General features: G+C 60.1%; 29 protein-coding genes. 8 read left to right on the top strand and 21 right to left on the bottom strand.

Annotated features, from left to right (window positions below; translation table 11 throughout):
- Positions 1-64: 64 nt before the first annotated feature.
- The 4 genes from J7447_RS13330 to lgt are packed head-to-tail and all read right to left on the bottom strand — an operon-like array spanning position 65 to position 3,953.
- Complete coding sequence (locus J7447_RS13330) at positions 65-1,222, bottom strand: Xaa-Pro peptidase family protein (RefSeq protein ID WP_075282501.1); 1,158 nt, start codon at positions 1,220-1,222, stop codon at positions 65-67.
- A 9-nt stretch (positions 1,223-1,231) separates the two neighbouring features.
- Positions 1,232-1,996, bottom strand: coding sequence for a peptidoglycan editing factor PgeF (pgeF, locus tag J7447_RS13325; RefSeq protein WP_209169825.1), 765 nt, complete (start codon positions 1,994-1,996; stop codon positions 1,232-1,234).
- A 56-nt stretch (positions 1,997-2,052) separates the two neighbouring features.
- Complete coding sequence (locus tag J7447_RS13320; protein WP_353653792.1) at positions 2,053-3,141, bottom strand: class I SAM-dependent methyltransferase; 1,089 nt, start codon at positions 3,139-3,141, stop codon at positions 2,053-2,055.
- Entirely contained in the window at positions 3,138-3,953 is an 816-nt protein-coding gene (gene lgt, locus J7447_RS13315; protein ID WP_022998084.1) for a prolipoprotein diacylglyceryl transferase, read from the bottom strand. The genes J7447_RS13320 and lgt overlap by 4 nt, the downstream gene beginning before the upstream one ends.
- A 253-nt stretch (positions 3,954-4,206) precedes the next feature.
- Between lgt and J7447_RS13310 the strand changes: the two genes are divergently transcribed.
- The 3 genes from J7447_RS13310 (at position 4,207) to proC (ending at position 6,137) form a co-directional block, all read left to right on the top strand.
- On the top strand, positions 4,207-4,473 hold the full coding sequence (locus J7447_RS13310) for an accessory factor UbiK family protein (protein WP_022998083.1): 267 nt from the start codon (positions 4,207-4,209) through the stop codon (positions 4,471-4,473).
- Positions 4,474-4,821: 348 nt separating this feature from the next.
- A complete protein-coding gene (locus tag J7447_RS13305; protein WP_022998082.1) occupies positions 4,822-5,322 on the top strand; it encodes a YbjN domain-containing protein in 501 nt (166 codons plus the stop codon).
- A complete protein-coding gene (proC, locus tag J7447_RS13300) occupies positions 5,319-6,137 on the top strand; it encodes a pyrroline-5-carboxylate reductase (protein WP_209169824.1) in 819 nt (272 codons plus the stop codon). Before J7447_RS13305 ends, proC begins: the two co-directional genes overlap by 4 nt.
- 108 nt (positions 6,138-6,245) lie before the next feature.
- On the opposite strand, the gene J7447_RS13295 is transcribed toward proC, so the two are convergent.
- Positions 6,246-6,719 carry a ferritin-like domain-containing protein gene (locus J7447_RS13295; RefSeq protein ID WP_055655871.1) on the bottom strand — a complete coding sequence of 158 codons (474 nt, stop codon included), beginning with the start codon at positions 6,717-6,719 and terminating at the stop codon, positions 6,246-6,248.
- Positions 6,720-6,915: 196 nt separating this feature from the next.
- Positions 6,916-7,041 (bottom strand): hypothetical protein, encoded by a 126-nt coding sequence (locus tag J7447_RS31305; RefSeq protein WP_286189132.1) that lies wholly within the window; start codon positions 7,039-7,041, stop codon positions 6,916-6,918.
- Between the two features lie 45 nt (positions 7,042-7,086).
- Here J7447_RS31305 and J7447_RS13290 point away from each other — a divergent pair, with 45 nt between their 5' ends.
- A complete protein-coding gene (locus tag J7447_RS13290) occupies positions 7,087-7,785 on the top strand; it encodes a TetR/AcrR family transcriptional regulator (RefSeq protein ID WP_209169823.1) in 699 nt (232 codons plus the stop codon).
- 70 nt (positions 7,786-7,855) lie between these two features.
- On the top strand, positions 7,856-8,197 hold the full coding sequence (locus tag J7447_RS13285; protein ID WP_022998077.1) for a tRNA-binding protein: 342 nt from the start codon (positions 7,856-7,858) through the stop codon (positions 8,195-8,197).
- Positions 8,198-8,236: 39 nt separating this feature from the next.
- Here J7447_RS13285 and J7447_RS13280 read toward each other — a convergent pair whose 3' ends face one another.
- The 4 genes from J7447_RS13280 to J7447_RS13265 form a co-directional block, all read right to left on the bottom strand.
- Positions 8,237-9,571 (bottom strand): 8-oxoguanine deaminase, encoded by a 1,335-nt coding sequence (locus J7447_RS13280; RefSeq protein WP_209169822.1) that lies wholly within the window; start codon positions 9,569-9,571, stop codon positions 8,237-8,239.
- 233 nt (positions 9,572-9,804) lie between these two features.
- Positions 9,805-11,139 (bottom strand): ATP-binding protein, encoded by a 1,335-nt coding sequence (locus tag J7447_RS13275; protein ID WP_208992267.1) that lies wholly within the window; start codon positions 11,137-11,139, stop codon positions 9,805-9,807.
- A gap of 71 nt (positions 11,140-11,210) precedes the next feature.
- Positions 11,211-11,909, bottom strand: a complete 699-nt coding sequence (locus J7447_RS13270; protein WP_022998074.1) for a response regulator transcription factor — start codon at positions 11,907-11,909, stop codon at positions 11,211-11,213.
- Between the two features lie 34 nt (positions 11,910-11,943).
- Positions 11,944-12,510 (bottom strand): MarR family winged helix-turn-helix transcriptional regulator, encoded by a 567-nt coding sequence (locus J7447_RS13265; protein WP_022998073.1) that lies wholly within the window; start codon positions 12,508-12,510, stop codon positions 11,944-11,946.
- Positions 12,511-12,756: 246 nt separating this feature from the next.
- Between J7447_RS13265 and J7447_RS13260 the strand changes: the two genes are divergently transcribed.
- The gene (locus J7447_RS13260) at positions 12,757-13,659 is read left to right on the top strand and encodes a branched-chain amino acid aminotransferase (protein WP_022998071.1); all 903 of its coding nucleotides are present in this window, start codon (positions 12,757-12,759) and stop codon (positions 13,657-13,659) included.
- A 49-nt stretch (positions 13,660-13,708) separates the two neighbouring features.
- Here the strand turns inward: J7447_RS13260 and J7447_RS13255 are convergent, their stop codons facing one another.
- Positions 13,709-14,236 carry a TetR/AcrR family transcriptional regulator gene (locus J7447_RS13255; protein ID WP_031268248.1) on the bottom strand — a complete coding sequence of 176 codons (528 nt, stop codon included), beginning with the start codon at positions 14,234-14,236 and terminating at the stop codon, positions 13,709-13,711.
- Positions 14,237-14,316: 80 nt separating this feature from the next.
- On the opposite strand from J7447_RS13255, the gene J7447_RS13250 reads away from it, so the two are divergent.
- Positions 14,317-15,393 carry an alcohol dehydrogenase family protein gene (locus tag J7447_RS13250; protein WP_022998069.1) on the top strand — a complete coding sequence of 359 codons (1,077 nt, stop codon included), beginning with the start codon at positions 14,317-14,319 and terminating at the stop codon, positions 15,391-15,393.
- A gap of 24 nt (positions 15,394-15,417) precedes the next feature.
- Here the strand turns inward: J7447_RS13250 and J7447_RS13245 are convergent, their stop codons facing one another.
- The 8 genes from J7447_RS13245 to J7447_RS13210 all read right to left on the bottom strand — a co-directional run bounded on the left by J7447_RS13245 (position 15,418) and on the right by J7447_RS13210 (position 21,176).
- Positions 15,418-16,641 carry a multidrug effflux MFS transporter gene (locus tag J7447_RS13245; RefSeq protein ID WP_228866656.1) on the bottom strand — a complete coding sequence of 408 codons (1,224 nt, stop codon included), beginning with the start codon at positions 16,639-16,641 and terminating at the stop codon, positions 15,418-15,420.
- Between the two features lie 196 nt (positions 16,642-16,837).
- Positions 16,838-17,299: a molybdenum cofactor biosynthesis protein MoaE gene (locus J7447_RS13240; RefSeq protein ID WP_022998067.1), complete on the bottom strand. Its 462-nt coding sequence runs from the start codon at positions 17,297-17,299 to the stop codon at positions 16,838-16,840.
- Between the two features lie 3 nt (positions 17,300-17,302).
- Positions 17,303-17,554, bottom strand: a complete 252-nt coding sequence (moaD, locus tag J7447_RS13235; RefSeq protein ID WP_022998066.1) for a molybdopterin converting factor subunit 1 — start codon at positions 17,552-17,554, stop codon at positions 17,303-17,305.
- Positions 17,555-17,597: 43 nt separating this feature from the next.
- Positions 17,598-18,170, bottom strand: coding sequence for a CDP-diacylglycerol--glycerol-3-phosphate 3-phosphatidyltransferase (gene pgsA / locus J7447_RS13230; RefSeq protein WP_022998065.1), 573 nt, complete (start codon positions 18,168-18,170; stop codon positions 17,598-17,600).
- Positions 18,171-18,272: 102 nt separating this feature from the next.
- Entirely contained in the window at positions 18,273-18,563 is a 291-nt protein-coding gene (locus J7447_RS13225; protein ID WP_022998064.1) for an HlyU family transcriptional regulator, read from the bottom strand.
- 185 nt (positions 18,564-18,748) lie between these two features.
- Positions 18,749-19,540 (bottom strand): molybdate ABC transporter substrate-binding protein, encoded by a 792-nt coding sequence (gene modA / locus J7447_RS13220; protein ID WP_209169821.1) that lies wholly within the window; start codon positions 19,538-19,540, stop codon positions 18,749-18,751.
- A 71-nt stretch (positions 19,541-19,611) separates the two neighbouring features.
- Positions 19,612-19,983, bottom strand: a complete 372-nt coding sequence (locus tag J7447_RS13215; RefSeq protein WP_022998062.1) for a winged helix-turn-helix domain-containing protein — start codon at positions 19,981-19,983, stop codon at positions 19,612-19,614.
- 167 nt (positions 19,984-20,150) lie between these two features.
- Complete coding sequence (locus J7447_RS13210; protein WP_152505789.1) at positions 20,151-21,176, bottom strand: carbon-nitrogen hydrolase family protein; 1,026 nt, start codon at positions 21,174-21,176, stop codon at positions 20,151-20,153.
- Between the two features lie 124 nt (positions 21,177-21,300).
- On the opposite strand from J7447_RS13210, the gene J7447_RS13205 reads away from it, so the two are divergent.
- Positions 21,301-22,254, top strand: coding sequence for a helix-turn-helix domain-containing protein (locus tag J7447_RS13205; protein ID WP_156912442.1), 954 nt, complete (start codon positions 21,301-21,303; stop codon positions 22,252-22,254).
- 29 nt (positions 22,255-22,283) lie between these two features.
- On the opposite strand, the gene mscL is transcribed toward J7447_RS13205, so the two are convergent.
- The gene (mscL, locus tag J7447_RS13200; protein ID WP_031268245.1) at positions 22,284-22,727 is read right to left on the bottom strand and encodes a large conductance mechanosensitive channel protein MscL; all 444 of its coding nucleotides are present in this window, start codon (positions 22,725-22,727) and stop codon (positions 22,284-22,286) included.
- 193 nt (positions 22,728-22,920) lie between these two features.
- Positions 22,921-23,499: a thymidine kinase gene (locus tag J7447_RS13195; protein WP_209169820.1), complete on the bottom strand. Its 579-nt coding sequence runs from the start codon at positions 23,497-23,499 to the stop codon at positions 22,921-22,923.
- Positions 23,500-23,596: the final 97 nt, after the last annotated feature.

Genomic DNA, 23,596 nt, shown 5'->3' with positions numbered 1-23,596 from the left:
TCGTCGTGGCAGCGGCCCTGCCGGAAACGCGAAACGCGAACCGGGCCGCAAGGTTGAAACTGGTTTAGCCTGACTTGACCGGCAGGTCGAGAGGCAGCTTGGACAAGCACTCTGGCGTTCCGGTCGTGGTCAGATAGGTCTGGCCGAGCGTCATGGCGGTTCCGGAGTTGGAATCCATCAGGATCATATGCATGAAGATGACCATGTCGGGCTTTACCTCGGCCGGATTGGCCCGGTACGCCATCGGCATGTCCATCCAGCTTGGTGTGAACCTGGCACCCAGGGAATAACCGCAGGCGTTCAGCCGGTGCGGCATCAGGCCATGGGCGTCCACCCGTTCCGCATGAGCGTCGAAAACATCGCCGAATGTCTTGCCGGGAACGAGCTGTGTTTCAACGGCGGCCAGTGCTTCGCGTGCGGCGGTGTACATCTCCAGATGCCGGTCCGTCGGCGTGCCGATCACCACCGTGCGCATCAGTGCGGCATGGTAGTGGCGGTAGGCGCCTGCCCATTCCAGTGTCAGCTGGTCCTGTTCGGACAGGTTCCGGCGACCTGCCTTGTAACGGCACAGGAGAGCGTCGCGGTCGGAGCCGATGATGAACTCGTTGCCGGGGTAATCGCCGCCACCTTCAAAAATGGCTCCCTGCATCGCAGCCAGGATGCGGCCCTCGTCGGCTCCGGGGTGGATTTCATCCATTGCCGCATAAAAGGCCTGGTCCGCCAGCTCCGCGGCCTTGCGTACATAAACGATTTCCTCGGCGCTTTTCACCGCACGAAGTTCGGGGATCAGGGGCGAGGCATCGCTGACATCGGCGAAACTGGTAAGTTCCTCGTTCAGCTTCAGGGCTATTTTGCCGGTCATGCCCTGTGTGTCGTATTCAACGCCCAGCTTGCAGCCGAGCAGGTCCATGTCGAACAGCAGTTCCTTCAGCTGCAGCACCGGGCTGGCGGAGCCGCGGTCGATCCAGATGCGGATGTCCTCGATGTTCGAGGTGTGCTTGGCCTGGCGTTCGTCGGCAGATCGGGTGAGGAGCACCCGGCGTCCCTCCTTCGTCACCACGAGGCACTGGAAGAAGCAGAAACCGAAGGTGTCGTAGCCGGTCAGCCAGTACATGCTCTCCTGGGCGAAGAGCAGCATGGCATCCAGCTTCTGCGCCTCCATGGCGGCTTTCAGCTTGTCAAAGCGGCTTTCAAACTCGGCATCGGAAAAATGAAGTGCCATGGTTGGTCCTCACAAAAGTGCAATCGCGCTGATCTGGCGGCCGTAGTCCGGTTCCTTGCGATGGGTCGTCCGGCGGTAGGAGAAGAAGCGGTCTTCATCGGCATAGGTGCACAGTGCCAGGTCGGCAACAGCCCCCAGTCCAAGAGCCTGAAGCTTGTCCGTAATGAAGGCGGGCAGGTCGAACATGAAGTGCTCTGCCCGTTCCGAAGGCTTGAAGTAGCGGGTGTTGTCCGGGTGCTCCTGAAGGAAACGTTCCTTGAATTCGGGGCCGACCTCATAGGCGCCCTGCGAAATCGTCGGACCCAGCACCGCCGTGATGTTGGTTCTGGTCGCGCCGAGAGCTTCCATGGCGGCAACCGTATTCTGCAAGATGCCGGTAACGGCGCCTTTCCAGCCTGAATGGGCAGCGCCGATGACACCCGCCTTGGTATCCGCAAACAGAAGCGGGCCGCAATCGGCCGTCGCGATGCCGATGGCAAGGCCCGGTGTGGCCGTGACCAGGGCATCGGCCTTGCGGTCCGCATCCTGTGCGAACGGTGCGCTGACAGTGATCACGTCGGCGGAGTGGATCTGATAGGGGGACACCAGGCGATCTGCACCAATGCCGAGCTGGCCGGCAACCCGGTCGCGGTTTTCAAGAACGCTGCTGCGCTCATCGTCGGAACCGAGACCGATATTGAGGCTGGAATAAATGCCGCCGGAAACGCCGCCCTGGCGGGTGAAGAAGCCGTGCCGGATGCCATCCAGCTTCAAGACGTCTGCTTCAATTTTCATTCAGGGCTCCTGAGGGGGAGGGGATTCGCCACGCCAGCGACTGATCCTTGGGGTGTTCACGACGCGCTGTCAAACGGGGGAAACGAATTTCCGGAATTCGTCACAGCGAGCACCTTGAAAAGATCCCCCATCTGGTCAGGCGCGGCCAGCCGTTCGACGGCATCGCGGATCGCCTCCTGTTCGCTGTGGGTTTTACCCGCACCAAGGGCACCTGCCCGCTCGAGAAGACCGGTGCGAAGCAGGAATTCGCCCTGGGTCAGCGGTTCCAGCGTGTGTGCTCCCGCCCGGACAGCGGCCGCCGCCAATGCCTCGAAATTCACGTGGGCGGTCAGATCCGCTTCTCCCGGATGAGCCAGGACGTCGTCATAGGCGTGCCTGTAAAGTGCTTGCAGCGTGTCGCCGGCAGCAGTCTTCAGATACCCGTAGTCAATGAAGAGTGCTGCACCGCCGCTATCTGCAATCCGCCGGCCGATTTCTTCGGCGATCGCATTGGCTGCAGGCTGGGTTTCGAAGATCGTGCCGTCCGGTGCAGTGGAAAGGCCAGCGGGTACAGCGTCATCGGGCAGACGGGCGGTGCCGACACCGAAGATCAGCTCTTCGTGCTGCGAAAGCCCGATCTGGCGTTCCTGCCAGCCGTGCTCGGTCTTGACGAACTGATGGATCGGCAGGGCGTCGAAAAACTCGTTGGCAACCAGGATCAGCGGGCCGTCCGGAACGTCCTGGAACCGGTCGCGAAATTGCGGTTTCAACGGACCGCGCGCCAGCGTCGCTGACTGCATGTCCCTCAGTCGCTGGCTGGTCTCAACCAGGTTCAGGCGAGCCGCCTTCACAAAGGCAGGACGCAGGGCTGCCATCCGCAAGAGGTCGGACATCAGTGTGCCGCGACCAGGCCCAAGTTCGACCAGCTGAAATTCCGCGGGCTCTCCAAGTGCCTGCCAGGCGGACAGGCAGGCTGCCCCGACGAGTTCGCCGAACATCTGGCTGACTTCGGGTGCTGTGACGAAATCTCCCGCGGTGCCGAACGGTTCGCGTGTCATGTAGTAGCCGGCGTCCGGGTCCCCGAGGCAAACGGACATGTATTGTGCGACCGAAAGCGGGCCCTCGGTTTCGATCCGTGCCTTGATCCTGTCTTTCAGTCCCGTCACGCCGCGGTTGCTCCGGTCCGGCGCCGGGCGGCCCAGATCATGGTTGCGAGACCCGCCAGGATCATCGGTACGGACAGCAGTATGCCCATGGTGAGAAAGCCGCTCAGATAGCCGATATGGGCATCCGGAACCCTGTAGAGTTCTGCTATCGACCGGGCGATGCCGTAGCCGAAGGCAAAGGCACCGGCAAGAAAGCCGGGCTTTTGCAAAAGCTTGAAGCGGCGGCTGAGTACCATCAGAACCAGAAACAGCACGATGCCTTCGAGCGCAGCTTCATAGAGCTGGCTTGGATGACGGGGATCCGGTCCGCCGTTCGGAAAAACCACGGCCCAGGGTACATCCGTCGGTCGGCCCCAGAGCTCGGAATTGATGAAATTGGCGATACGGCCGAAGAACAGGCCGATGGGAGCCGCGCAGCCGGCAAGGTCGAACAGGGTCCAGATCGACAGGCCGCGTTTCCAGGCAAACAGGATCATCGCGATGACGGTGCCGGCAAAGCCGCCGTGGAAGGACATGCCACCGGTCCAGATCTCGAGCGCTTCGGCCGGGTGGGCGATATAATAGCCAGGATTGTAGAACAGCACGTAGCCGAGGCGGCCGCCGATGATGATACCGAGCGTTCCCCACAGCACGAAGTCGTCGATCTCGAGCTGTGTGGGGCGGGCAATGCCACCCCACAGCCGGTCGTTGGCCACCAGCAGACGCATGTAGCGCCAGGCCAGCAGAATGCCGACGATATAGGCAAGCGCGTACCAGCGCAGGGCAAAGGGCCCGAATTCGACGAGTACAGGATCGATTGCGGGAAAGGGCATAACCAGAACAGGCGGCACGGCAGAACCTTCCGATGGTGCGCGGGCGGGTTTCGGGCTGAACGCTTGCGCGATCTTGTCCGCCTCGTCAAGCCGACACGGGTTTGTCAGGCCGGTGGGGCGCTACCCGCAAGAGAGCTCGGGAGATTGCTCCTGTTGATAGTGAATTCGGCTGCGGCGGAATTGGTCCTTGAAGTTCCCGCCATTCCCTCATACCTCTCTCCCATCGTATGTTTTTCCGATCAAGGAGGGTCCGATGACCCAAGGCCCGAACCGTCTTCTCGATGATTTTGCCAAGCTGATGACCGACGCCGCCGGTGTTGCCCAGGGTGCCCGCCGCGAGGTGGAGACCGCCTTCCGTGCGCAGGCCGAGCGTTTCCTGTCCGACATGGACGTGGTTTCGCGCGAAGAGCATGAAGCGGTCAAAGAGATGGCAGTGCGCGCTCTGGACCGGATCGACGAGCTCGAATCGCGGATCGCCAAACTCGAAAATCCGGAATCCGGCGCTGCTGGAGACGCTTAACCCGATTTGTTGACGTCGATGTGAGCGTTTTCTGTTAATAGTTGATGACAGAATTACGACGCGTGAACATGGCGGGTTTGCGTTGATTTTGGGCAGTGTGATGAAAAATACCGCTGAGTCGTCCACAAGTTTCGGCTTTTTTCGCTCAATTGGTATGTATCGCTTAAGTCAATCCTGCTCCTATACTGAAAGATAACAGGGATTCGTCGGAGCAAGACGGAACCGGTTCCCTTCTAAAAGGGCCGTAACAGGACGCGTTTTGCTCCTCCGGCATGGGACTTTTCCCGGCGGCCCGCCCGGTTATCGTGATCGGGTTCCAGGCCCCCGGCTCAGAAGGGGAGTAGGCACATGAGCCTCATCGAGCTTGAACTCGAGCGACCTGGTAATCCCGTTGACACCATCGAGACGTTCGCCGCCTTGAACGACTGGACGTTCGAAAGGTCGGACGAAGACGAGATCACCATATCCCTGGAGGGGAGCTGGTGTGATTACCACGTCTCCTTCTCGTGGATGGAGGAAGTCGAAGCCCTTCATCTTGCCTGCGCTTTTGACCTCAAGGTCACCGAATTGCGCAAGACGGAAGTTGTCCGTCTGCTCGCACTGGTCAATGAACAGCTCTGGATGGGCCACTTCGATCTCTGGAACAAGGAGAACGTGGTGATGTTCCGGCAGTCGCTGCTTCTTGCGGGCGGTGCGGAGGCCTCCTCGGCACAGATCGAGGGAATGCTGACAAATGCCCTTGAAAACTGCGAACGTTTCTATCAAGCCTTTCAATTCGTCGTCTGGGCTGGTCATTCGGCAGCCGAGGCGTTGAATACGGCCTTGTTTGAAACCGCAGGAGAAGCATGAGCTTTTCAAAGGAACGGCCTTTCCTTCTTGTCGGAGCCGGCAAGATGGGCGGGGCAATGTTATCAGGCTGGATGGCGGAAGGGATCGATCCCGCCGCCATCGTGGTCAGCGACCCGCGTCTTTCCGAAGAGATGGACGCCCTCCTCAAGAAACACGGCATCCGCCATGTGACTTCGGTCCCGGATAACCTTACGGCTGGCATCGTGCTGGTGGCGATCAAGCCACAGCTCATGGACCAGGTCCTTCCCAGCCTGAGGTCTGCCGTTACTGCCGACACGCTCGTGCTGTCGATTGCGGCTGGTACTCCGGTTTCCAAATTCGAGGAATACTTCGGCAAGGTGCCGATCTGCCGCTGCATGCCGAACACACCGGCCATGGTCAAGCGCGGCATCACGGCGGTGTATCCGACTGAGGCAGTTTCCGCTTCTTCCCGCGAAGATGTCACCAAGCTTCTGTCGGCGGTCGGTAAGGTGGTCTGGCTCGACAGCGAAGACCAGATCGATCTGGTGACCGGTGTCAGTGGTTCGGGCCCAGCCTATGTTTTCTTCCTTGCAGAAGCCTTGAGCGAAGCGGGCAAGCAGGCCGGGCTTCCCGAAGAGATAGCTCATGAGCTGGCCGTTGCCACGGTGTGCGGGGCAGGGGAGTTGATGCACCAGTCCGGTGAACATCCCTCCATCCTGCGCCAGAACGTTACCAGCCCGAACGGCACGACGGCTGCTGCGCTTGACGTGCTGATGCACGCCGAAGGATTGCAGCCGGTTATGAGCAAGGCGGTTGCCGCCGCCGTCAAACGCGCGCGGGAGCTGGCCGGCTGAGGTCGTCCCGGCAACACGGGTTTTATCAGACAAAAGGCCGCCGGAACTCCGGCGGCCTTTTGGTTCTCTGACCCGAAAGCCGAAGGGCCTTCGAGCAGCATGGCGTGGTTACTGCGCGTTGATGGTCGAAACGGCAAGATTGGTCAGCTTGCTGTTTGCCGCCTTTTCCTGGTCGAGAATGCCGGTCAGCAGGTCGTGGGCCTCATCGTGGCCGAGGACCTTGGCCCATTCGCGCAGTGTCCCGTAGCGGGCGATCTCATAATGCTCGACCGCCTGGCAGGCAGCCAGCAATGCTGCGTTCTTCGCCGCGCCGCTCGCCTCGCTGATGATGCCGTCGGTTTCCTTGATCAGGCCTTCAATGGCATCGCACTTCTCGCCTTCCGGCTTCTTTCCGAGCGACTTGAAGACCTGTTCCAGAACCTTGACCTGGGATTTCGTTTCTTCCAGATGCTCACCGATCGCATCCTTCAGTTTCTTTCCGTTTGCAGCTTCCTGCAGTTTCGGCATGGTCTTGGTCATGGTTTTTTCGGCGTAGTAGATGTCCTGAAGCGTATGCTCGAACGCATCGGCAAGCGTTTTCATGGGGCGTCCTTTCACAAGATGCGCTTGGCCCGGGGCGGGGCTCGGCAAAGGTCTGTCAAAGCCACCCGGAGACGATCGGCGCGATGCTCCGTTTCAACGGGGCTTCGCGTGGGGGAACCGATCGCTCGGGCGGAACAGGCCATGAGAAAGGTGACCGGGAGTCCTTCCGGACACTCCGTAAACGGTCTCAGGCCCGTCAGTTCAGGAAACGCCGTGCCAGTCGGTTTGGTTCCTGTTCGGTGCCTGCATTTACCTGAGACCCGCGTTCCTGGAGGGGCGTTCCGACAGCCTGCGGCAGCGGGCCGCCCTTTTCTGCAAGCATCTGCGATCCTATGTTGAGGGCAGAAAACACACAGGAGGGCCAGCAATGGCGACCGCGAAGACCAAGCAGAAGATCCTGAAGACCTTTCTCGATCTGTTGTCGGAACATCCTTATGAAGACGTCTCGCTGCCGTTGATCGCCGAGACGGCCAAGGTCAAGCTTTCCGAAATGCGCAGCGCCTATGCCTCCAAGCTGAAGCTGGTTGCCGCCTTCCTGGAACAGATCGACACCGCTGTTCTGGACGAACGCGACGAGGATATGGGCGACCAACCCCCGCGCGATCGCCTGTTCGACATCCTGATGAGCCGCATCGACGCCATGGCCGAACACAAGGAAGCCGTGCGTGCGCTCCACAAGGCGGCGCGAAGGGATCCCGCCCTTGCGCTTGACCTCAACGCCCTTGAAGTGCGCTCGCAGAAATGGATGCTGATCGCTGCCGGGATTGATGTTTCCGGGGTCAAGGCAACCGTCGTTGCCCAGGGTCTCTCCGTTGCCTTTGCCCGTGTCATCGGCGTTTGGCTGGACGAGGAAGACGAAGGCATGCCGCGCACGATGGCGCGCCTCGACAAGGAACTGGACAAGGGCACGTCCTTCATGAAGCGGCTGAATAAGCTGGATGGCGTCGCAAAAGGCATCCGGTCGTTCTTCCGCAAGGCATCGGAACGCTCTGGCCGCCGCGGTGACAGGGCGGAAAGTGGCCGGGAAGACACAGACCTCGGCGGAGAGGCCCCGGCAGGCGCCTGAGCGCTGCCCGGGCCTTGCGAACAGTCATCTGACCGTCCATGGTCGCTCGCGGAACAAAAGGAATGTTTTCGTGAGCGATCAGATCAGTTTTGACGATTTCCTGAAAGTGGATGTGCGTGTCGGCCGCGTTATCAAGGCCGAGGAATTTCCCGAAGCACGCAAGCCTGCCTACAAGATGCAGATCGATTTCGGTCCGGAAATCGGCATCAAGAAAACCTCTGCACAGATCACCAAACACTACACGCCGGAAACCCTGGTCGGAAAGCTGGTGATGGCGGTGGTCAACTTCCCGCCGCGCCAGATTGGCCCCGTCATGTCCGAAGTGCTGACACTCGGCGTTCCGGATGCTGATGGCGAAGTGGTGCTTTTGTCGCCGACCAAGGACGTTCCGATCGGCGGTCGGCTTTACTGATCCGGCGCGCCTGGCCCCGTCTCCAGGGACAAGCTCGTTTCAGGGTTGCAGATTTCGCGCAAGCCGGTGCTGGCGTTCGATCACCCTCGGCAGGTCGATCGTGGTGATCTGACCGTCGTTGACGACCTGACGACCTTCCACGAACAGGTGTTTGACGCGTGTCGGGCCGGCGAGCAGCAGGGCCGCCGGATCCCAGCTGCCCGCGCTTTCTATGCCGGAAACATCCCACAGTGCGATATCGGCACGTTTGCCGAGGGCAAGCCGGCCGCAGTCCGGCCGGTTGAGCACATCGGCTCCGCCACGCGTCGCGATTTCCAGGGCTTCGCGGGCAGACATGGCATCCGCACCGTTGGCCACCCGTTGCAGCAGCATCGACTGGCGCGCTTCCAGGACCAGGTTGCCGGCATCGTTGCTGGCCGACCCGTCAACACCAAGGCCAACCTTCACCCGGGCGTCGCGCATTGCGCGAACAGGGGCAATGCCGCTGCCAAGCCGGCAGTTGGAGCAGGGGCAATGGGCAACGCCGGTGCCGCTGCCGGCGAACAGCCGGATTTCCCGATCATCCAGCTTGACGCAATGGGCGTGCCAGACATCCGGCCCGGTCCAGCCGAGATCCTCGGCGTATTGCCCCGGTCGGCAGCCGAATTTTTCCTGCGAGTAGGAAATGTCCTCATCGTTCTCCGCAAGATGGGTATGAAGCATAACCTTCTTGTCGCGCGCTAACAGAGCCGCATCACGCATCAGGTCCCGGCTGACCGAGAAGGGTGAGCAAGGGGCAAGGCCGACACGAACCATCGCGCCTTCTGACGGGTCGTGAAAGGCGTCTACGACGCGAATGGAATCTTCCAGAATGCCGGCTTCCCGTTCAACAAGACTGTCGGGCGGAAGGCCGCCGTCGCTCTCGCCAATACTCATGGCGCCACGGGTCGGGTGAAAGCGAAGGCCGATCTCTCTTGCGGCGGCGATGGTGTCATCCAGCCGCGACCCGTTGGGATAGAGGTAGAGATGATCGGAGCTGAGCGTGCATCCGGAGAGTGCCAGTTCGGCAAGTCCGGTCTGCGCCGAAACGAACATTTCCTCCGGGCCGAAGCGGGACCAGATCGGGTAAAGGGTCTGCAGCCAACCGAAAAGCAGGGCGTCCTGGCCGCCGGGAACGGCTCTGGTCAAGCTCTGGTACAGATGATGGTGCGTGTTCACAAGGCCGGGTGTCACGACGCAGCCACGAGCGGACAGCGTTTCGCCGGAGGTCTCCAGGTCTTTGCCGATTTCCGCAATCACGCCATCACGCAGACGAATGTCGACGGCCGACAGTTCCCGGCGGTCATCATCCATCGTGAGGACGGTATCGGCATTTTTCAGCAGAATTTCAGGCATGGTGCATTCCTCAAGTCCCCGTCTCATCGGAATGCGCTCGGCTGGTGGAAAACGGGGGCAAGAACCAGCAAGCCATTTGGTAGAAAATTGATGTTTGCCCAGTCAACCGGAAATTGGGTGGCGATTGTGTTCAATCACCTTGAAAGACTTTCAAATGAAACAAACTGGTGGCTGAAAAGGCAAGTCTCACGGCCAGTATGGCGGCGAATTCCTGCCTGGAAAGTAAAGTTTTCCTATGCCGGTATACGCAACCGTGCCCGCAAGCCGCCCATTGGACTGTCTTCGAGATAGAGGTCGCCGCCATGGGCACGGGCAATATCACGGGCGATGGCAAGGCCGAGGCCGCTGCCGGTTTCATCCATGTTGCGGGCAAGATCCAGCCGATGGAAGGCCCTGAAGGCAATCTCGCGCTGGTCTTCGGGAATGCCCGGGCCGTCGTCGTCGACGGTGATGGTGATCCAGCCTCTGTCGACCCGGCCGAGTACTTCCACCCGGTTGCCGTATTTGCAGCCGTTGGTGACCAGGTTGGAGAGGCAGCGCTTCATCGACAGGCGCCGGATCTCGACTTCCGGGGAGCCTTCGAACCGGGTCCTAACATCGTGGCCCGAGATCTCCGCTTCTTCTTCCAGTTCCTCCAGAAGCAGCGACAGGTCGGTCTTCTGGATGTCCTCGTCGCCATCGCCGCTGGCAAAGGCCAGATAATCCTCGAGCATGTGGCTCATCTCGTCGACATCCTTGCGCATCGCCTCGCTTTCCGGCGAGCCGCCGAGGAACGCGAGCTGCAGCCTGAGACGCGTCAGAATGGTTCTGAGATCGTGGCTGACACCTGCAAGCATGGTGGTGCGCTGCTCGATCTGCCGTTCGATGCGCCGTCGCATGTCGATGAAGGCAAGGCTTGCCTGGCGAACTTCGCGTGCGCCGCTGGCCCGAAAGTTTTCAACCGGCCGGCCCCTGCCGAAGGCCTCCGCCGCATTGGCAAGGCGCACGATCGGGCGGATCTGATTGCGCAGGAACAACAGGGCGATGATCACCAGAACCAGCGACGTGGAGAACATCCAGACCAGGAAGATGTGCGAATTGGAGGCGTAGGTCTGGCTGCGCCTTGTGAAGACGCGAAGGATGGAATCCTTCAACTGGATGCGAATTTCGACGAAGCGGGACCTGCCAACCGTATCGATCCAGAACGGCTTGCCAATGCGCTGCCCGATCGCCTGGCTCAGTTCCTGGTCGATGACGTCGAAGAAAGGTTTGGGCGTCGGAGGGGGCAAGGGCTCAAGCGGTGTCACCGTCATGGACATGCCGAGCGCCCGCGAGGCGAGTTCCTCGATGTTGGCGTAGTCCGGATCCTGCGGATAGTTCTCCAGAACATAGACCACGGCCGCAATTTCGCGCACCACGGCTTCCGACATCCTGCGCGAAACAAGCTGGTAGTGCCGCTCCATGAACACGAAGACGAGCACCGACTGCAGGATCACGATGGGGGCGACAATAATCAGGAAGGTCCGGGTGAACAGGCCCTTCGGCATGACCCGGTACATGAGCCTGGCGACCTGACGATAGACCGCCATCAGCGGTTTCAGGGGAACCGTCAGGGGAACGCGCCGGAAGAAGCTGTCGAGTCTCGCCATTTGTTTCCGGCTCAGTCGCACGCGAGCCTGTATCCGATGCCGCGCACCGTCTGCAGGTAGATCGGGTTTCCCGGATCCGTTTCGATCTTGCGGCGCAGCCGGTTGATCTGGACGTCGACCGTCCGTTCGCCCAGGCCGCTATCATCACCGACGATCTTGTGGCGAGGAACGGTCGCGCCCGGTTGCTCGGCAAATATCGACAGGATCTGCTTTTCCCTGTCCGTCAGGCGCACCATGGCCTCGCCGTTCTTGAGCTCACCCCGGGAAGAATTGAACGAAAACGGGCCGAAGCGGATCTCTTCGCTGACAATGACCGGCTGCTGGTTGCCACGGCGCAGGATCGCGGCAATGCGCAGCATCAGTTCCCGCGGTTCGAACGGCTTGGAAAGGTAATCATCAACGCCGGCTTCCAGTCCGGCGATCCGGTCCGGGGCCTCGGAGCGCGCGGTGAGCATCAGGATCGGGACGGAAGAATCCTGGCGCAGGGAAACGGCAAGTTCCAGACCGGTCTCACCCGGCATCATGACATCGAGGATGATCAGGTCGAACTCCAGCCCGGACAGGCACGTGCGGGCTTCGGCCGCATGGGCGGCCGCGGTCACACGATAGCCGTTCTCCTTGAGCAACCTGGACAGAAGATCCCTGATGCGCTTGTCGTCGTCGACCAGGAGAATGTGGTTGGCGTTGTCGTCAGGCACCTGGGCATTCATGTCGGCTTTGTCGTCCTTTTGTGACCTCTGCCGGTCAATCCTTCAGATCGTAGAGACTGCGTATCAGCTGCAGGATCTGAGGCCGCGCTTCGGGATCGATCATTCGGAGCAGAAACCTGCGGATAATTTCGTCGCTGCCATCTGGCAATCCAATTAGGGCGCGTTCAAGGCGCTTTTGCTGCAGGCTGGTAAGGTCCACAGCAAGGGCGTGTCCGCGTTCGGTGGTATAGAGCAGTCTCTGCCGCCTGTCGTGATGGCCTTCGCGCTGCTCGATGATGCCGGCGTCCACCAGTTGCTTGAGCACCCGGCCAAGGCTCTGCTTCGTGATCCGGAGAATGCCGAGCAGGTCAGTGACCATGATCCCCGGATTGCGATCCACAAAATGCAGAACACGGTGGTGTGCGCGGCCGAACTCGTACTTGGCCAGTACGTCATCCGGGTCACCGGTGAAGTCGCGATATGCGAAAAAAAGAAGCTCGATAAGGTCGTAGGACAGCGCGTTGGCGCCATCCGTATCGTCCCCTTCGGGCTGCCTGGGCCGAACCCCGTCCGTATCCCGTCTGAGGGGCGGTTGGTCCGGTTTGAAATTTACGTCAGTCATATTGACTTAATTCTGGTCGATTGTTACTTCTATCCGGTCGCGAACGAAATGATCGGTCTTTTTGATGCATTTTCACGCATCAGATGATAAACGAATCCTATCATCGTCGCCGCGGCCATCAGGATACCGATAGTTGGCGTGCTGTGCAAAAAATACAGCGGTAAAAAAGGCGCAAGTCTTTGGCGTCATTTGCCTCTGTTAAAGAGAAAACAAAACAACGCTCATAGAGCGAGCGGGAGATGAAAAATGGCTGGAACGCCTTTTGATCAGCTCAGTGGTGATATCTGGTACGACGGCACTTTCGTGCCTTGGTCGGAAGCCAAACTGCATGTTCTCAGCCACGGACTGCACTACGGCAGCAGCGTGTTCGAAGGTGAGCGTGCTTATGGCGGCCGGATCTTCAAGTCCGAAGAGCATACGGAGCGCCTGCTTGCATCGGCGCGCATGCTCGGTTTCGAGATCCCGTACACTGCTGAACAGATCAACGCTGCCAAGGAAGAAACCCTGGCGCGCATGAACCTGACCGATGCCTATATCCGCCCCGTCGCCTGGCGCGGCAGCGAGATGATGGGTATTTCGGCTCAGCACAACACCATTCACCTGGCGATCGCCACCTGGGAATGGCCGAGCTACTTCAAGCCGGAAGAGCGCCTGAAGGGCATTCGCCTGGATATGGCCGAATATCGCCGTCCGGCGCCTGCAACGGCACCGTTCAAGGCGAAGGCCGCCGGTCTCTACATGATCTGCACCATCTCCAAGCATGCCGCGGAAGCCAAGGGCTACACCGATGCGCTGATGCTGGACTGGCGCGGCCAGGTGGCCGAGGCGACCGGCGCCAACGTGTTCTTCGTCAAGGACGGCAAGATCCATACGCCGACGCCCGACTGCTTCCTGAACGGCATTACCCGCCAGACGGTGATCGGTCTGGCACGCGACCGCGGTATCGAGGTTGTCGAGCGCGTGATCATGCCGGAAGAGCTGCCGGAATTCGAACAGTGCTTCGTTACCGGAACGGCCGCTGAAGTGACGCCGGTTTCCGAGATTGCCGGAAATACCTATCAGGTCGGCGATATCATCAAGACCCTGATGCAGGACTATGATGCCGCTGTGCGTCCGCAAACTCCGGCCCTGCAGGCCGCAGCAGGCTGATAGAACTGCCGCACGGCAAGGACCAGAAAGGCGGGCATTGGCCCGCCTTTTATTTTGCGGTTATGTCGGAATGCGCCGTCAAAAGGAGCTTGCCGAGTAACTTGGCGCGTTCCACCGACCGGTCGCCATGAAGCGGCCAGGTCTGCGTCAGACCTTCCAGAAGAAGCGAGAGTTCGATTTCACAGCCCGCAAGCCCCGTTGCGCTGGCGGCGCGGTCGGCCACCTGTGTCTTGTGTTCCTTCAGGAGATCAAACAGCTTCTCGTCATGGGGAGCAGATGCCACAGCGGCATGGAACAGGCAGCCCCTCGTGGTTTCGGTTTCCATCCAGCTGGCGACCCGGTCGAGGATTTTACCAAGAGCTTGTTCCGGATCGGCCGGCAAGTCGCCAAACACCAGTTTCAGGTAGCGCCGGTGCCGATGCTCCAGGGCCGCGTAGACCATGTCTTCCCGCGACGGCAGGTATTTGTACAGTGTGCGAAGGCTTACGCCCGCCGCATCTCTCAAATCTCCCACGCTTGGTGAGGCAAAGCCGTTTTCGGCAAATGCCTGCTCAAGTCCCGAAGCGATCCTGGTCATGGTGTCGGTCATGCTTGACTATGTAGAATGATCGTTCTACACGTGGCAAGTAGAACGATCATTCTACCAAAGGAAAGCATATGGCGATCCCCGAAAAGATGAGCGGTGTCGTGCTGACGGGGCACGGCGGACTTGAGAAGCTGGTCTGGAGGACAGACCTGCCGGTTCCCGTGCCCGGAAAGAACGAGGTTCTGATCCGTGTCGGTGCGTCGTCGGTCAACAATACCGATGTGAACACCCGAACGGGGTGGTACTCCAAGGCCGTGCGTGGCGACACCGCCTCCGGCGCGGCTGACGGATATTTGGCCGACACCGGAGCGGATGGCAGTTGGTCCGGCAAGCCTTTGACCTTCCCGCATATTCAGGGCGCTGATTGTTGTGGTGAAATCGTTGCGGTTGGCGACGGCGTCCCGGCGAGCCGGATTGGCGAACGGGTTCTGGTGCGGGCGCTTCAATCCGTCGAAGCAGATGGCCAGGAACCTGCAATCTGGACCTTCGGGTCAGAGAGCAACGGTGGATTTGCACAATACGCGACGGCAAGATCTCACGATGCGCTTGCGATAAACTCCCGTCTGAGCGACGTCGAACTGGCTTCGTTTCCCTGCGCCTTTTCCACGGCTGAAGGAATGATGCAGCGCGCTGGTGTCAAGGCTGAGCGTGTGCTGATCACAGGGGCGTCCGGCGGGGTCGGCTCTGCGGCGATTCAGCTTGCCAAGCGCCGGGGGGCGCATGTCACGGCGGTTACCAGCCGGGAAAAAGCAGCCGACTTGCGGCTTCTTGGAGCCGACGACACACTGGATCGGGACGCGGTTCCGCTCCAACAGTCCTTTGACGTTGTGCTGGATCTCGTTGGCGGCCCTTCCTGGGGCAAGCTGATCGATGCGCTTTGCAACAGAGGGCGCTACGTCACATCGGGTGCGATAGCCGGGCCAATTGTCGAACTGGATCTTCGGACGCTCTACCTGCGTGATCTGATGCTTCTTGGAAGCACCTATCAGCCGGACAACGTCTTTCAGGACCTTGTGAGCTACATCGAAGCGGGCGAGATCCGGCCGGTGGTTGCTGAAACCTATCCCTTGCGCGAGCTGCGTGCCGCGCAGGAAAAGTTCCTGGAAAAAGCCTTCATCGGAAAAATCGCAATTGATGTCGGCGCGTGAAGCGCCGACATCAACATTTCATTCTCAGTCCTGGGACTGCTTGTCGTGCATGGCGTGGAACATGCGGCCACGCTCGGCGTAGAGAATGCAGCCGATGGCGCAAAGTCCATAGACTGTGTAGGCGAGGCCAAGGGGCTGGGTCGTGCCATCGAAAAGCTGCCCCATGATGTACCCCAGGATCGCGCCGCCAAGCGTCGAAATGGTGCCGATGACGGAGGAAGCGGTTCCGGCGATGGCGCCGAGCGGTTCCATGGCCATGGCATTGAAATTCGCGCCCAGGAAGCCGAAGCTGGTCATGATCAGCGTTGCCAGTATCATGAACGCCCAGAAGTTCTCCAAACCTAGAAACGCCAGAAGCCACACGATAAACCCGAGCGCGGTGTAGACGACCGCAGCCCCATGGGAGAGCCGCCGCATGCCGATGGCTTCCACCAGCTGCGCGTTGGTGAAGGACGCACCGGCCATGGTGATGGCAATGGCAGCAAAGACGATCGGGAACAGCGTCCCAAGGCCGAAAATGTCGACAAAGATCTGCTGCGACATGGCCAGGAACGAGAACAGGCCGCCGAAAATGAATGCGGTGCCGACCGTGTATCCAAGGCTCACGCGGGTGGTCAGAGCCGTCATATAGGCACTGACGATGGTGGAGACTTCCATCGGGCGGCGGTTTTCGACCGCCAGGGTTTCCGGCATCCTGAGGGCGGACCAGATCATCATCGCAACGCCGTAAATGAGCAGAAGCGCGAAGATCCAGTGCCAGCCGGCAATCAGGAGAACTGCCTGGCCGATGGAGGGCGCGACCACGGGAACGGCCATGAAGACCATCATCACCAGTGACATGACCTTGCCCATGCGCCTGCCGGTGTAGCAATCGCGCACGACGGAAAGCGCCGTGACGCGGGCAGCCGCACAGCCGATGCCCTGAAGGACGCGCGCGATCAAAAGCGTGTCGAGATCCATCGCGAAGATGGCGCCGATACTGGCAAGGCTGTAAAGCGCAAGGCCGCCGACCAGGATGCCGCGCCGCCCCAGTGCATCTGTTACCGGGCCGAAGAAGAGCTGCGCCCCACCAAAACCCACCAGATAGGACAGGAGCACAAGCTGGCGGTTGTTCTCCTCAACGATGTTGAGTGCATCGCCAATCGCGGGCAGGGCCGGCAGCATGACGTCGATGGCCATGGCATTCAGCGCCATGATCATGGCGATGATGGCGACAAACTCGGCAAAGGGAATGCCTGGCTCGCGCAGAACTTCTGAAGAAGAGCCTGAAGCACCCTTTTCTGCCGCCGGCGTTGCGGCGGCTGTGCCGGAGGGTTCACTGTCGTGTTTCACGGGGTCGGACCAATTCAAATGGGTGGGCTGCCGGGGCAGCCGCAAAGCTTGAGAATGGGAAAGAAGCGGCAGAGCGGCCTTGAATCAATAGCAGACTATTCGCTTGTGCAGCTCAGGTCCAGCGTGCGGCGTCCGTGTCGTCTTCGGTTTTCGCTTCCACCCAGGCTCCGGTGCCGCCTTCCGCAGGGTGTTCCTTCTTCCAGAAGGGGGCGCGGGTTTTCAGGTAGTCCATCAGGAAGTCGGCAGCCTCGAACGCGGCCCGGCGGTGGGAAGAGGCTGCGATCACCAGAACGATGTTATGCCCTGGTGCGATCTTGCCGAAGCGGTGGATCACGGTAAGGCCTGTCAGCGGCCAGCGCTCCGCCGCTTCGCCGGCAATCCGGGTCAATTCGGCTTCGGCCATGCCGGGGTAGTGTTCCAGTTCCAGTGCCGCCAGGGTTCCGGCTTCATCCCGGCACAGACCTGTGAAGGTCACCAGCGCACCGACGTCCTTGCGTCCTTCTGTAAGACGAAGGCTTTCGGCCTGCAGGTCGAAGTCTTCTGCCTGGACGCGGACAAGCGGGGTTGTGGCCATCGTTCAGCCGCCTGTCATGGGCGGAAAGAAAGCGACTTCCCGGGCATCGCCAAGCGCAGCGTCGGTTTCCACATGCATCTGGTCAAGTGCGACGCGAATGGCGTCTTCTTCCTCGAACGCGGCGGCGTGATTGTCGTCGAGTGTCTTCAGATGCGAGATCAGATCAGCAACTGTCGCAACCGATGCCGGAACCTCGATGGTTTCCTCTTCGACGCCGACCCGTTCACGGACCCAGGCGAAATAGCGGATGTTCATGAAACCTCCAGGTGGTGTGCGGTCAGGGCCGGAATGAAGGCGCCTATTCCGTTATCAGATGGCCGATGCCGGCCCGGAAATAATCGTACCCTGTATATAGGGTAAGCAGGGCGGCGAGCCAAAGTGCCACGAGGCCTGTTTGCGTCGTATAGGCGAATACGGTGTCGCCCGCCGGGCCAGCAAGCAGAAAGGCGACAGCGATCAACTGGACGGTGGTCTTCCACTTGGCAAGCTTGGTAACGGGAACGCTGACCTGCAGTTCAGCCAGAAATTCGCGCAGTCCCGAGACCAGGATTTCCCGGCACAGGATGATGATTGCCGCGATCATGGTCCAGCCGTAGATGGTTCCGTCACCGGCCAGCATCAGCAGGCTGACGGACACCAGCAGCTTGTCGGCAATCGGGTCGAGCATGCGCCCGAGCGCGGACTGCTGTTGCCAGGCTCGCGCCAGGTAGCCATCGAAGAAATCGGTGATCGCTGCCAGAACGAACAGCGCAAGCGCAACCCAGCGGGCTGTGTTGCCTTCGAAATAAAAACAGACCGCAACCGCAGGAACCGCCAATATGCGCCCATAGGTGAGGAGATTGGGCAGGCTCAGGACAATATTTCGTTTCATGTCGGCTTTCGGATTTCGGGCTGAACCCGGCGCTCTCGGCCCGGAATACGGGTTCCCGGCAGCGCCCTGACTATTCATTTCCGGTGAAGATCCGGTCCTTGCTCAATCGAATATGCTATCGCCGACCTGGTCAATCATCAATTTGGCCTTGCGGATCATCTCGTTGGCCGCAGCTTCCTCGTCCGGCAGCGTGTCTGCACGAATGAAGGTATGCACCTTGGTTGTCTCGCCAACCTGCTTTTCAATCCGGCCGCTGACCTGCCATTGTCCGTTCGACAGCTGGGGCTGAGCGACGATCAGGTAACCGTCATAGTCCACCGTCGTTGCCTTCGAGGCGCCTTTGTTGCCGTCTCCGGAAGAGCCGAAAAGGGATTTGAACATCTTGCCGAGCATCTGAGGCCTCAATCCGTTTCATTTGCCCCCTTTTACGAGGGGCGGGGAAGGGCTTCAAGGGGAGAGGCCGGAGAAGCTTGCGGGAATTTGCATTCTTCAGCGCAAGGTGATGGCGCAGAGGCATCTCGTCCGGCCTGCTCACCTGTTCCGCGACTTGAGGTTCCTGCGTTGTCTGGCTTGAAGACCTAGCGATCGAGCACGACGAAACCCTGACGTTCGAAGGCTTCGCGCGCGTCGGGGCCCTGGAGATAGGCTAGAAACTCTTCTTCCGCGGGTGTGTCCCGATTGGCCAGATCCGCCACCGGATACACAATCGGCGGATGGCTTTCTGCCGGAAAGGTTCCAACGACAGTCACATTGTCCTCTGCCACGGCGTCCGTGGCATAGACAATGCCGTAGGGCGCTTCACCCGTTGCCACCAGCGCAAGTGCGGAACGGACATTGTCCGACTGCGCTACACGTGGTTCCGCCTCGTCCCACAGCCCGAGGCTTTGCAGGGCTGCCTTGCCGTAGATGCCTGCAGGAACTGCGTCGACCAAAGCCATGGCAAGACGGTTGTCGCCCAGGATTTCGGGGAGGTTCAGATCCGCCGAAATATCGAGCGGCTTTGCTTCACGGCCATGTGCAATCAGGACGAGGGAATTGTTCAACAGGTCGAACCGGGTGCCAGCCTCCAGCAGCCCGTCCTTTTCCAGAACATCCATCCAGTCCGGATTCGCCGAGATGAAGATGTCCGCCGGTGCTCCCTGCTGGATCTGCCGCGCCAGCGCCGAAGAGCCCGCAAGTGATATCACCAGATCATGTCCGGTGGCTGCTTCGAAACGCTGTTCGATCTCTTCCAGGGCGTCCGCCAGGCTTGCTGCGGCAAAAACAGTGACTTCCCCTGCTGCCGCAGTGGTTGGCTGAGCCGCAAGGCCTGCAAGAAAGGCCGCACCAGCCAGAGAGCGCAAGCAGGCGAAGAGACTGGAATTGGACATGCAGCTGGTTCCTCAAAATTGCGATATGTTTCTTCGGGAATATCGCAGGCGAAGCTGTCAAAAGGCAAGCGTTATATTCCGTCGGGAATATCGCTCAGCAGGGTTTTCAGCTTTTCAATGTGCGGGTCTCCGGCGGCACGCGCCTTCAGTTCAATCGCGCGATACTCCTCGAGAACGGCGAGGCCGGTCTCGGTAATCTGCGCCCCACCGCCTTTTGCACCGCCGCGGCTGCGTTCCACGAGGGGGGAGCGGAACATGGCATTGAGGGTTTCCACTAGTTGCCAGGCCCGCTTGTAGCTCATGCCCATCTCACGGCCCGCGGCCGCTATCGATCCGGTGCGCTGAATGCGTTCCAGCAACTCGGCCTTGCCGGGGCCCATCATTTCGTCCGGGCCGAACACGAGGCGGATGCGGAACCGGGGACTGCTGTCTTCGTCTCTCATGCGCCGATATTGACCTTGCCGGCCACGCCTGGACAAGGCGCAAATTTCGGTTCCGCGGGTTTGTCCAAGTGTGCCGGCGAGGTCGTCGCCGACGGATTGGCTCAGCGTACGGTAGACCCGGGCAATCCCGGACCGGTGCGCAGGTACCGCGCACCGGCTCGTTTGGTCTATTCGGCAGCCTCTTCCATTGGGCTCTGCCGCACTGTGGCAAGCTCGTTTTCATCTTCCCAGCCGGGAGCATCGTCGAAGGCGACAACGGGGCGCTGTTTCTTCCGGTTGAGCAACAGTCTGGTGGCGTCCCGCTTGGCATAATGACCCGCCGGATCGGCAGCTGCCTTGGCGAAGGCGATCATGCCGAGGTCGATGTCCGCAAAGACGAGGCCTTCTTCGTCCTGAGCGATCTGAGTGCCGATTTCCTGTCCGTCCGGGGCGTAAATGCGGGTATAGCCGCCGCCGAGCGGGCATAGTGCTTCCTTTTCCGGATCGCCCTGGCAGAGCTCGTCCTGGATGTCCCTGGTGACCAGCGAGCAGGGTGCAAGCACGAAACAACCGCCTTCAACCGCGTAGATCATCGACGCCGCGTTGTTGACTTCGTGGCCAAGGGCGTAGGCCGTGCCCTTGTAGAGGTGGAGATTGGGCCAGGCGGCACAATGGATCTGCTCGTTCTGGGCATACATGGCGTATTTCGACAGCGGTTGCAGGTGTTCCCAGCAGGCCAACTGGCCAATGCGGCCGAGGGAGGTTTCGACCACCGCAAGATCAGAGCCGTCGCCTTCGCCATAGACCGTGCGTTCCACGTGGGTGGGTTTCAGCTTGCGCCGGCGGTTCACGACCGTGCCGGTCTCGTCGAAATGCCATTGGGCTATATAAAGCGAGCCGCCGTCACGTTCCGAGCAGCCCATGGAAAGCTGGATGTTGTTTTTCAGGCAGGCGTCGGCCAGGCGCTTTTCATGGTCCGAACCGGCTACGATGGAATTTTCGAAATAGCGTCCGGCAAACTGCATCTGCCAGGCGACGGGGCCGAGCCAGATGTAGTTTGGATAACCGGGCAGCCAGGTTTCGCTGAAGGCGACCAGTCTGGCTCCGGCTGATGCAGCTTCCTCGATCAGGCGCACGGCCTTGTCGATGCCGGCATCAAGATCGAGAAAACAGGGGGCAGCCTGGACGGCTGCGACTTTGAATTGCTTGGTCATGTGATGTCCTCCTAGGCCTCCCAGCCTGCCGGAGTGAAGAAGAGATTACTTTTGTCCCTGAGCCAAAAAACTTGCGTTTTTGGGCAGACTGCCGAAAATCGATCAGTCGAACACGGAAACGGATATGAGCGGTCAGGCCTCATACAGCACAGTGGACATCGCCCCGCGCGATCGCTTCGCCTATTGGCGGGAAGCAGTCTGTGACTCTTATGTCCAGCTGGGCTGTGAAGCGGGCGAGGGCCCCGGTTTCGTCGGCAGTCTGGATATCGAGCGCCATTCGGCCCTGTCCGTTTCCAGAGTGTCCGGGACAGCCCACAGGGTGGTGCGGCGTCCCAGCGACATCCGGTCGGCGTCGGAAGCCGATTTCCTCGTCAGCCTGCAGACCGCAAACTCCTCGCGTCTGACCCAATTCGGAAAAACATCGGTGCTGCGTCCCGGCGACATGGTGGTCTATGACAGCACCCAGCCCTATTGTCTGGATCTGACGGAACCCTTCTCGCAAACGGTCCTGCAGTTTTCGAAGGCAAGTCTGCTCTCCCGATTGCCATTTGCCGAGACGCTCGGCGGAACCTGGATCGACGGGCAAAGCGACATCGGCCGTCTTGTGCGGGAGAGTATCCTGGCGTTTTCAGCTCACCTGAACAGCGGTTCTCCGGTGTTTGCCTCAACACTTCAGGAAACGCTTCTGGACCTTGTGGCGACCGGGCTGGCGGGCAGCCGCAAGAGCGAGCTGGCGCTTTCGTCGTTCGATCGTCAGATCCTGCTCAGGGCACGCAGCTGCATTGCGCGCCGCATTCACGATCCGGAGCTGGACCGGAACCAGGTGGCGTCGGCCACCGGACTGTCGGTACGGCGTCTCAACGCGATCTTCCAGTGCGAAGGGTCTTCGATTGCAGGCGAAATCCGGCAGAAACGGCTGGAGGTCGTTGCAGCGGCGCTGCATGACCCGAGATTTGCAGCGATGTCGATCAGTGAAATCGCGATGCGCTGCGGGTACAACAATCTGCAGCATTTCTCGACACTGTTTCGCAAGGCTTTTGGCCGTTCGCCCCGGCAGTACCGGGGCGAGGAAGAGTAATCGCGGTAAAGTGTCCCGCGAGGATGAAATCAGGCAGAGGCCTTGGCTGACTTAAGCTCGTCGCGGATTTCGATCAGGACGTCGATTTCCGACGGGCCGGTCTTGACCTCAGGCTCGACGTCGTCCGGCTTTTCAGCCATGGACTTGATCCGGTTGACCGACTTCACAAGCATGAAGACGACAAACGCGATGATCATGAAGTTTATGCAGGACGTCAGAAAGGCGCCATAGGCGAACACGGCGGCTCCGCTTTCACGAGCAGCGGCAAGACCGGTGCCGGCAGGAACCTCCCCGGACAGAACGACATACATCGAGGTGAAGTCGATGCCGCCGATGATGAGCCCGATAATCGGGTTGATCAGGTCATTGACCAGGCTGGTGACGATGGCGGTGAATGCTGCGCCGATGATGATGCCGACGGCAAGGTCCATGACGTTGCCCTTGGCGATAAAGTCGCGAAATTCCTTGATCATATGCATACCCCAAAAGTCTTCGGATCGCTGACCAGAGTGCGCGCGGTAGCACCTTCAACGAATTGGGCTGCGGCGGGGCTTCTTGTCAGAAAAACTGATAATCCTGCTCTGGGGGGCTTTGTCCATCACAAAGTGAGGGCACTGCGACCAGTCCGAGGTGTGGTTCTGAAAGGTTCCGAACGGAAAGTGGCGATCAGCCGAGCTTCCGCTCACTCCAGTGACGGCGGCAGAGCGAGACATACTTGTCATTGCCACCAATAACGACCTGGTCGCCTTCCTCGACGATCTTGCCGTCCGCATCCAAGCGGGCAACCATGGTCGCCTTGCGTCCGCACCAGCAGATGGTCTTGATTTCCTTCAGATTATCCGCAAGCGCCAGCAAGGCGGCGCTGCCGGGGAAGAGCTTTCCCTGGAAATCCGTTCTGAGGCCGAAGCACATCACCGGAATGCGCAGCGTGTCGGCCACCCGGGCGAGCTGCCAGACCTGGTCTTCCGTCAGAAACTGGGCTTCATCGACGAAGACCGCGTCGACCTTCTTCGCTTCGTCGGCGCGCAGTATGTGATCAAAGACGTTGTCAGCCGAGTTGAAGATATCGGCATCCGCTCCCAACCCGATACGCGATGCGATCCGGCCCTTGCCACCGCGGTCATCGAAGGCGGCGATCAGGAGCAGCGTGTTCATTCCACGCTCCTCGTAGTTATAGGCAGCCTGCAGCAGGACGGTCGACTTGCCGGCGTTCATCGAGGAGTAGTTGAAATAGAGTTTGGCCATGCGGAACTTTGGGAATCGGTCTTGAAGTTGCGGGCAGTTTTCAGGAAACCACCCGAAGCCTCAAACACTTTCCGGTTGAAGTCACAGCCAATGTCGC

Origin of the sequence: Labrenzia sp. R5_0, assembly GCF_017743835.1 — a bacterium.
Taxonomy (GTDB): domain Bacteria; phylum Pseudomonadota; class Alphaproteobacteria; order Rhizobiales; family Stappiaceae; genus Roseibium; species Roseibium algicola.
This window is presented reverse-complemented; position numbering and strand designations above follow the sequence as displayed.